Source organism: Amycolatopsis sp. NPDC003676 (assembly GCF_053587275.1).
In genome coordinates this window covers 1-8677 of record NZ_JBSFNS010000197.1, presented here as the reverse complement: position 1 = coordinate 8677, position 8677 = coordinate 1, and the positions used below count along the sequence as shown (strand labels likewise).

Below are 8677 nucleotides of genomic sequence, written 5' to 3'. Positions count from 1 at the left end.
GGTGCTTGTCAAGGCGGGAAAGATGCCTTGACAAGCACCTCCGCGCCGTGTTTTTGGCTTCGTATCGGGGTGCGGGGGGGTGTGGCTGCCTTGGGTGGGTGCATCGGTTGCGGGTTCGTGGGTGGTGGGGCTGGCGGCCCGATGTGGCAGGGGGTGCGGGTGATGTGCCGGGGTGCCGCGTTGGGTGTGTGCGTCGGCTGCGGTTCGTGGTGGGTGGGGCTTGCGCCCCAATGTGGCATTGGGTGCGTGGGGCGCACCGAATGCCACATTGGGTGCGTGGGATGCACCCAATACGGCATTGGGGCGCATCGCGGCGGCAGTGGCGAGCGGGGGCGGGTGCGGGTGGGCTGTGAAGGGCTCCTTGAGGGAATCTGATTCCGTGAAGGGGCCCTCGCGGACATCGGCGGGTCGTGAGGGGAACCCTGAGGGAATCAGAGTCCCTCAGGGTTCCCCTCACGAACCTCTGTCCCGTAGTCCACAGTGGACGCGTTGGGCTGTCCGGGGCTGTTCGGGGGCGCGTCGATGGCCTCAGCGCCTGTGCGGCTCTAGGCTCTGCGGCTATGGGAACTCGCCAGGTTTCGCGCAGTGCGGTGGTTGCTGCCGCGCCGGAACGGATTTTCGCGTTGCTTGCTGATCCGGCTCAGCATCCGCTCATCGACGGGTCCGGCACGGTGCGCGCCAGTCGCGGGGCGGCGCCGGATCGGTTGTCGTTGGGGGCCGAGTTCGGCATGGAGATGCGGATGGGCGCGCCGTATCGGATTCAGAACACCGTGGTCGAGTTCGAGGAGAATCGGTTGATTGCCTGGCGGCACTTCGCGGGGCATCGGTGGCGTTGGCTGCTTGAGCCGACGGGGGACGGGCGCACTGAAGTCACCGAGACGTTTGACTGGTCTACTGCTCGGTCGCCGCTCGCGATTCGGTTGCTCGGGTTTCCCAAGCGCAACGCCGAGGCCATCGAGAAGACTCTCGCCCGGTTGGGCGGGATGTTTCCCGGATGACCTCGGCGTGCCTTGAGATCAGCGGAAGCTGATTTGCAGTACCGGTTCGCTGGTTTCGGAGAAGAAGTCGTTGCCCTTGTCGTCGATGACGATGAACGCGGGGAACTCTTCGACCTCGATTTTCCAGACTGCTTCCATGCCCAGTTCGGCGTACTCGAGGACGTCGACCTTCTTGATGCAGTCCTTCGCCAGCCGTGCGGCCGGGCCGCCGATCGAGCCCAGGTAGAAGCCGCCGTGTTCCTTGCACGCGGCGGTGACCTGCTTCGAGCGGTTGCCCTTCGCCAGCATCACCAGCGAACCGCCCGCGGCCTGGAACTGGGCGACGTACGAGTCCATCCGGCCAGCCGTGGTCGGGCCGAACGAGCCGGACGCGTAGCCATCCGGAGTCTTGGCCGGGCCCGCGTAGTAGACCGGGTGGTCGCGGAGGTACTGCGGCATCTCCTCACCCGCGTCCAGGCGCTCGGCGATCTTGGCGTGCGCGATGTCGCGCGCCACGACCAGCGGGCCGGTCAGGGACAGGCGCGTCTTCACCGGCAGCTGCGCCAGCTGTGCGCGGATCTGGTCCATCGGCTGGTTCAGATCGACCGACACGACCTCGTCGGACAGGTCGTCCTCGGTGACGTCCGGGAGGAAGCGGGCGGGGTCGCGTTCGAGCTGTTCGATGAACACGCCCTCTTCGGTGATCTTCGCCTTCGCCTGGCGGTCGGCCGAGCAGGACACCGCGACGCCGACCGGGCAGCTCGCGCCGTGGCGGGGGAGGCGGATCACGCGGACGTCGTGGCAGAAGTACTTGCCGCCGAACTGGGCGCCGATGCCGAACTGGCGCGTCATCTCCAGCACCTGCTGCTCGAGGTCGCGGTCGCGGAACGCGTGGCCCAGCTCGGAGCCCTCGGCGGGCAGGTTGTCGAGGTAGCGCGCGGAGGCGAGCTTCGCGACCTTGAGGTTGAACTCGGCCGACATGCCGCCGACGACGATCGCCAGGTGATACGGCGGGCACGCGGCGGTGCCCAGGCTGCGCAGCTTCTCGTCCAGGAACCGGGCGAGGCGCTTCGGGTTCAGGACCGCCTTGGTTTCCTGGTACAGGAAGGTTTTGTTGGCGCTGCCGCCGCCTTTGGCCATGAACAGGAACTCGTACGACGGGTCCGTCGCGTCGCTGTCCTTGTGGTAGAGCTCGACCTGCGCCGGGAGGTTCGTGCCGGTGTTGCGCTCTTCCCAGAAGTTGATCGGGGCCATCTGCGAATAGCGCAGGTTGAGCTGCTGGTAGGCGTCGAAAATGCCCTGCGAGAGGGCGCGCTCGTCGTCGCCGCCGGACAGCACGCCCTCGGTGCGCTTGCCGATGACGATCGCGGTGCCGGTGTCCTGGCACATCGGCAGCACGCCGCCCGCCGAAATGGCCGCGTTGCGGAGCAGGTCCATCGCGACGAACCGGTCGTTGCCGCTGGCTTCGGGGTCGTCGACGATCGCGCGCAGCTGCTGCAGGTGTGACGTACGCAACAGGTGCTGGATGTCGGTGATCGCCGTGCGCGCGAGCGTCGTCAGCGCTTCCGGATCGACCTTCAGAAATTTCCGCCCGGCGGCTTCGACGGTCTCGACGCCGTCGGCGGTGACCAGCCGGTATTCGGTGGTGGTGTCCTTGCCGAGCGGCAGGACTTCGGTGTGCTGGAACGTGGTGGGCGGCACAGCGAGGCTCCTTTGCCCTGATCGGGATTGGCTCACGGTACTCAGCGGGTTCCGCCCGGTCGCACGGGCGCGGGGACGCTGTGGGATAGCGCACGCCGACGGCGTTCCCCGCGGGTTTCGGGCAGGCATGGTCGGGAGGCCGGGCCCACCCCGACGGACCCGACCTCCCGGGGAAAGCGGACCGGATGCGCACACACCCGCCCCGCGTGACTAACGGGACCCCCGCCGGCGCGTTGACCGGACGCCGCACAGCGGGGGTCGCGAACGCTTGCTACCCAGTGCCCGGAACCGCCAAACGCGAACGAGACGCGAATTCCACCATCGGGTGCACAGAGTGGTGACGGGATTGCGGTGGGTGTCAATGAGAACTGGATTAACGGGATAAATCGGGGCACGGGAGGAGGATCGTGCGCGCTAGCGGGGCTAAAGGGACTGGTGGGGCTCAAGTGGCTGCTGGGGCTCATGGTGTTGATGTGGCGATTTGTCGGCAATTTCTCGGCCATCGCCGAGACGGCCAACCGCGCGGCGCTGAGACGGCCAAGGTGGGCGAAATCCGGCCCTGGACATGACAAAACCCCCGGTTCGGAGATCGAACCGAGGGTTCTGCACAACCAGCGGTGCCGCCTGCTGCCCACTGAGTTCGCGGCCGGCCGCACCACCCGCCTTCCACCGAAATCGCAGTCAGCGGCACCACCCGCTGCCCACCGAAATGATGTATCCAGCCGGAGGCTTCCGTCCCACCCGACCGGGCCCCACCCGGTCCCCGACGGAAAACCCCGGCCTGCCTGCCCGCGTGCTTGCCGCGGCGGGCTCACCGGACCCCACGCCCGGTCAGCCCGCCGCGGCAGCCCGAATCAGCTCGCGGAACCGGCTTCTCCGCCCCCTCCGGGACCCGGGCCCCGAACCCCAGGCCCCGGAGAGGGAAGAAACTCAGCTGGCGTACGCCCGCAGCCGGTCGGCGCGTTCGCCCTGGCGCAGCTTCGCCATGACCTCGCGCTCGATCTGCCGCACGCGTTCGCGGGACAGGCCGAAGTGCTTGCCGATCTGGTCGAGCGTGCGCGGCTGGCCGTCGTCGAGGCCGTAGCGCAGCCGGATGACGTGCTGTTCGCGGTCGTCCAGCGTCGCCAGGACACGACGGAGGTCGTCCTGCAGCAGGCCGGAGATCACGGCGCTCTCGGCGTCGGTCGCCTCGGAGTCCTCGATGAAGTCGCCCAGCGGGGCGTCTTCCTCGGTGCCCACCGGCATGTCGAGGCTTACCGGGTCGCGCGACTGGTCGAGCAGGTCGGAGATCTTGTGCACCGGAATGCCCGATTCGGCGCTCAGTTCCTCGTGCGTCGCGTCGCGGCCCAGCTGCTGGTGCAGGTCGCGGCGGATCCGCGCCAGCTTGTTCACCTGCTCGACCAGGTGGACCGGCAGCCGGATCGTGCGGCCCTGGTCCGCCATGCCGCGCGTGATGGCCTGGCGGATCCACCACGTGGCGTACGTGGAGAACTTGAAACCCTTGGAGTAGTCGAACTTCTCCACCGCGCGGATCAGGCCCAGGTTCCCCTCCTGGATCAGATCGAGCAGCGGCATCCCCCGGCCGGTGTAGCGCTTCGCGAGCGACACCACGAGCCGGAGGTTGGCCTCCAGCAGGTGGTTCTTCGCGACGTGGCCGTCGCGCACCAGCGCGCGCAGCTCCTTGCGGCGCTGCGGCGTGAGGTCCTCGGCGGTGTCGAGCATGTGCTGCGCGAAAACCCCGGCTTCGATCCGCTTCGCCAGCTCGACCTCGTCGGCCGCGGTGAGCAGCGCGGTCTTGCCGATGCCGTTCAGGTACACGCGCACCAGGTCGGCGGCGGGGCTCTGGGCGTCGAGGTCGGCGTCGGTGAGCGCCCCCACGCTCGGACGCTCCTCGGTCTGCTGTGCTGGAATCCGGCGCTCGCGAATCCCGCGCGCTTCGCGTTCGAGAGTCTGGACTGACATTCTGCCTCCCCGGTCACGGGCTGAACGTGTCTCGCCGGCGCCTGCGGGACGGGGCCTGTGGAATCCCGTGTCCGCGGGCCCAGCCGGCTTGGCTGGACACTGGTCTCAACGCCCCGGGAACCTGAAACGTTCCCGGCTCGCTGAAATGAGGACGGGCGTACCCGCCTCGCGGTTGCTCCACCAAAACTGAGGTTTTGCTGAGAACCGCCCCGCTCCGGGAAATGCGTGCGAATCGCGCGCTGTGCCTTCGATGTTACGCGCGCCGATCCAATGTGGTCTAGACCTCAACGAGAACGGTGAACGGGCCGTCGTTCACGCTTTCCACCGCCATCTCCGCGCCGAACCGTCCGGTCGAGACGGTCGCGCCGCGGCCGCGCAGTTCCGCGACCACGGCGTCCACCAGGGGTTCGGCGATTTCAGGCCGGGCGGCGGCGGTCCACGACGGGCGGCGGCCCTTGCGGGTGTCGCCGTAGAGCGTGAACTGCGACACCACAAGCAGCGGAGCGCCGGTCGTCGCGCAGGATTCTTCGTCGCGCAGCAACCGGAGTTCGTGAAGTTTGCGGGCCATCGTTTCGGCTTTCCCGAGATCGTCGTCACGGTGCACGCCCAGCAGCACGAGCAGCCCCGGTTCTTTGATCTCTCCGGCGATCTCCCCCGCGACGGTCACGCTCGCGCGGGTGACCCGCGCCGCCACCGCCCTCACTGCGGCGAACCGGGCACGAGCATGCCGTGCCGCACGAGTTCGCGGACGATCGGCAACGCCGCCGCGGTCAGTTCGGCCGAATCGAGGCCCTGTGCGGCAGACAGCAGGTCCAGCAGATCCGACAACGGCAACGCGCCGCGGCAACCCGCGAGAAGCCGCGTCGTGAGTTCGTCGACTTCGTGCTGCCAACCCGGTCCGTCAGTGCGGTGCAGCCGCCGTACGGTCGTTTCCCAGCCTTCGTCGCCGGGCGAATCGACGCGTTCGAGCAGCACTGTTTCGGGTACCCGAAACGCTACGTCCAACACATTGTCGCCGTGCGTACGCAACCACTCGACGCGGTCGAGCCAGTTCGCTGCTTCGGGGCCTAGCGGGTCGTCGTAAGCCTGTCGGAGGTCTTCGCAGACGACAGTCGGCGTCTGACCGTTCGCGCGCCGCAGTGTCACGAAGCCGAAACCGATGCCCTGTACGTCGTTTTCGGTGAACCAGTCGAGCCACGCTGCGGCTTTCGCACGGCCTTCGGGCGAGCGCGGGTCGATGCCTTCGTCGCGCAGCCAGGTGCCGACGTACAGACCTGGGTCGGCGACGTCACGCTGTACGAACCAGGCGTCGGTCTCAGGCGGCAGCCAGCGAGCGACGCGGTCGCCCCAGTCCTCGCCGCGTCGGTGCAGCCACGACGCGAGGAGCTGACCGGTGCCGCCGTCGTTGAGGAAGCTCGGCAGCTGACGGACTACCAGCGCGCTCGCGTCGTCGCCGGCCAGGCCGGAGTCTCGGTAGGTGTAGTCGACGCGCGGCGGGCCGACCACGAACGGCGGATTGCACACCACCTGGTCGAACCGGCGGCGCGCGACCGGCGCGAACCACTCGCCGCGCAGCAGTTCGACGTCCAGCTCGTTCAGCCGGAACGTGCCCGCGGCCAGTGCGAGCGCGCGGGCCGACACGTCGGTCGCGGTCACCCGCTGCGCGTGCCGGGTCGCGTGCAGCGCCTGGACGCCGTTGCCGGTGCCCAGGTCGAGCAGGGTGCCGACCGGGCGGCGGCTGGTCGCGCGGATCAGGCTCAGCGACGCGTGCCCGACGCCGAGCACGTGGTCCTCGGGCACGACGTGGCCGAGCATGTCGGCGTCGAGGTCGGAGACGACCCACCACGAGCCGTCGTCGTCGCCGTGCGGCCGGATGTCGAGCGCGGCGCGGAACTCGTCTCCGACGGTCCGCAGGATGCCCGCGGCCACCGCGTCGTCCGCGCTGAGCGGGGCGAACGCCGACGAGACGGTCTTCTCCGGCTCGGCGAGACCGAGCAGGAACAGCCGGATGAAGACGCCGAGGTCCCCGGCGTCGAGGCTCGCGCGGCGGGCCGGTTCGGGCTCGCCGCGGCCGAGCGCCGTGTGCGCCGCGCCGCCGAGCGCGTCGACGACGCCGTCAGCGTCGTAGCCGGTGCGTCGGAACGCTTCGCGCAGCCGCGCGCAGACGTCGTCGGAAAGGTCAGGAAGAGGCGTGTTCGTGCTCACGGTGGGTAAGCCTGCCACGATGAGCATCGTGACCACCGAGACCACCGAGCGTGTCCTGGCTCCGCTTGAAGCGGCACTGCCGGAGCTTGAAGCGCTGTACGTCGATCTGCACCGTCATCCCGAGCTGGCGTTCACCGAAACCCGGACGGCGGCGGAGCTGGCCCGACGGCTGACTGAAGACGGCTTCGAGGTGCACACCGGCATCGGTCGCACTGGCGTCGTCGGCGTCCTGCGCAACGGAGAAGGACCGACTGTGCTGCTTCGCGCGGACATCGACGCGTTGCCGGTCGAGGAGCAGACAGGGCTGTCGTACGCGAGCACTGCGCGCGGCGTCGACTCCGAGGGCCGCGACGTGCCACTGATGCATGCCTGCGGGCACGACATGCACGCGACGTGGCTCTCCGGCGCCGCGCATCTTCTCGCGGCTTCTCGGGACGACTGGTCCGGCACGTTGCTCGCGCTGTTCCAGCCCGGGGAAGAGGCCGGGGACGGGGCCGCGGGGATGGTCCGCGACGGTCTCTTCGACCGGGTCGGGCGTCCTGACGTGGTCTTCGGGCAGCACATCGTGCCTGGTCCGGCCGGGTGGGTGCTGACTCGTCCGGGCGTGATCATGGCGGCGACCGACACTCTGCGGATCACCCTGCACGGTCGCGGCGGGCACGGTTCGCGGCCGGAGACCACGGTTGACCCGGCGGTGCTGGCGGCGTCTGTGGTGCTGAAGCTGCAGACGATCGTGTCGCGGGAGATCGCCGCGACTGAGCCCGCGGTGGTGACCGTCGGCTCGATGCATGTCGGGACCGCGGCGAATGTGATCGCTGACCACGCGGTGCTGGAGGTCAATACTCGCGCCTTCGACGACGCTGTGTTGGTGCGGCTGCGCAAGGCGATCGAGCGGATCGTGAACGGTGAGGCCGCGGCTGCGGGAGCGCCTCAGCCGCCGACCGTGGAGGTCGTCGCGTCCTATCCGGTCACGGCGAACGACGCTGCCGCGTCGGACGAGTTGACTGAGGTGTTCCGGGGGCACTTCGGAGCTGAGGCGACGATGCCCGCGCCGTTGGTCACCGGCAGTGAGGACTTCAGCGAGTTCGGGCGGGCGGCTGGGGTGCCGTCGGTGTTTTGGCTGGTCGGCGGGTTTGACGCGCAGCAGGTGATCACCGCGATGACCGAGGGGCGGTTCGAGACTGACGTGCCTTCGAATCACTCGTCCAAGTTCGCGCCGGTGTTGCATCCGACGTTGCGGACCGGGGTCGAGACGCTGGTCGTCGCTGCTTTGTCCCGGTTCGGCCGCCCAGGTGTCGCGGAAGGGCGGTGAGTGAGACGATGGAACACGGAGGTGGTGCTGTGAACGCACCCCACGGACCGGATCCCCGCCCCGAGCCTGTGCTGATCACCGAGGCCGAGCCGTCGCTGGACGATCAGCTGGCGGCGCGGAAGCGGAAGTACGTCATCATGATGGTTTGCCGTATTCCTTGTCTGGTGTTGGCTGGGCTGACTTATCATACGTGGTGGCTGGCTATTCTGTTTTTGGTGATTTCTATTCCGTTGCCTTGGATTGCTGTGTTGATCGCTAATGATCGGCCGCCGCGGAAATCGGAGAAGGTTAATCGTTATGCGCGGGATGCGAAGCAGATTGAGGGGCGGAAGCATCGGGTGATCGACGGGTGATTCGGCGGGCTGCTCGTCGCCTGGCGGCGACATTGCGCCCGTTGGTTGCGTGGGGCACCCCGAAGCTTGAGTGTGCTGACGGTCTGGGGGTGCTTGTCAAGGCGGGAAAGATGCGCCGCCCAGCCGGCGGTGCGCGCGGAGGAGAACATCGCCGGCATCATGTGCGG

At 68.5% G+C, this 8677-nt stretch carries 7 protein-coding genes; 3 read left to right on the top strand and 4 right to left on the bottom strand.

All coding sequences use genetic code 11. From position 1 onward, the window contains the following. Nucleotides 1-560 precede the first annotated feature (560 nt). Nucleotides 561-998 (top strand): SRPBCC family protein, encoded by a 438-nt coding sequence (locus ACWDNU_RS44215; protein ID WP_370938922.1) that lies wholly within the window; start codon nt 561-563, stop codon nt 996-998. Nucleotides 999-1016: 18 nt separating this feature from the next. Here the strand turns inward: ACWDNU_RS44215 and ACWDNU_RS44210 are convergent, their stop codons facing one another. The 4 genes from ACWDNU_RS44210 to ACWDNU_RS44195 all read right to left on the bottom strand — a co-directional run bounded on the left by ACWDNU_RS44210 (nt 1017) and on the right by ACWDNU_RS44195 (nt 6845). Beyond that, nucleotides 1017-2678, bottom strand: coding sequence for a fumarate hydratase (locus ACWDNU_RS44210; RefSeq protein ID WP_370938921.1), 1662 nt, complete (start codon nt 2676-2678; stop codon nt 1017-1019). Between the two features lie 930 nt (nt 2679-3608). Then, nucleotides 3609-4640 (bottom strand): sigma-70 family RNA polymerase sigma factor, encoded by a 1032-nt coding sequence (locus ACWDNU_RS44205; RefSeq protein WP_370938920.1) that lies wholly within the window; start codon nt 4638-4640, stop codon nt 3609-3611. Between the two features lie 277 nt (nt 4641-4917). Beyond that, nucleotides 4918-5343, bottom strand: a complete 426-nt coding sequence (dtd, locus tag ACWDNU_RS44200) for a D-aminoacyl-tRNA deacylase (protein WP_449673244.1) — start codon at nt 5341-5343, stop codon at nt 4918-4920. Next, nucleotides 5340-6845: a DUF7782 domain-containing protein gene (locus tag ACWDNU_RS44195; protein ID WP_449673243.1), complete on the bottom strand. Its 1506-nt coding sequence runs from the start codon at nt 6843-6845 to the stop codon at nt 5340-5342. Before ACWDNU_RS44195 ends, dtd begins: the two co-directional genes overlap by 4 nt. 19 nt (nt 6846-6864) lie before the next feature. Here ACWDNU_RS44195 and ACWDNU_RS44190 point away from each other — a divergent pair, with 19 nt between their 5' ends. Then, on the top strand, nt 6865-8157 hold the full coding sequence (locus ACWDNU_RS44190) for an amidohydrolase (protein ID WP_370938917.1): 1293 nt from the start codon (nt 6865-6867) through the stop codon (nt 8155-8157). Nucleotides 8158-8165: 8 nt separating this feature from the next. Then, nucleotides 8166-8510, top strand: coding sequence for a DUF3099 domain-containing protein (locus ACWDNU_RS44185; protein WP_370940516.1), 345 nt, complete (start codon nt 8166-8168; stop codon nt 8508-8510). The last annotated feature ends 167 nt before the right edge of the window (nt 8511-8677 follow it).

Bases quoted from the DNA above. Each gene is read 5' to 3' on its own strand.
- ACWDNU_RS44190 (WP_370938917.1), top strand. From the start codon at position 6,865: ATGAGCATCGTGACCACCGAGACCACCGAGCGTGTCCTGGCTCCGCTT.
- ACWDNU_RS44215 (WP_370938922.1), top strand. From the start codon at position 561: ATGGGAACTCGCCAGGTTTCGCGCAGTGCGGTGGTTGCTGCCGCGCCG.
- ACWDNU_RS44185 (WP_370940516.1), top strand. From the start codon at position 8,166: ATGGAACACGGAGGTGGTGCTGTGAACGCACCCCACGGACCGGATCCC.
- ACWDNU_RS44205 (WP_370938920.1), bottom strand. From the start codon at position 4,640: ATGTCAGTCCAGACTCTCGAACGCGAAGCGCGCGGGATTCGCGAGCGC.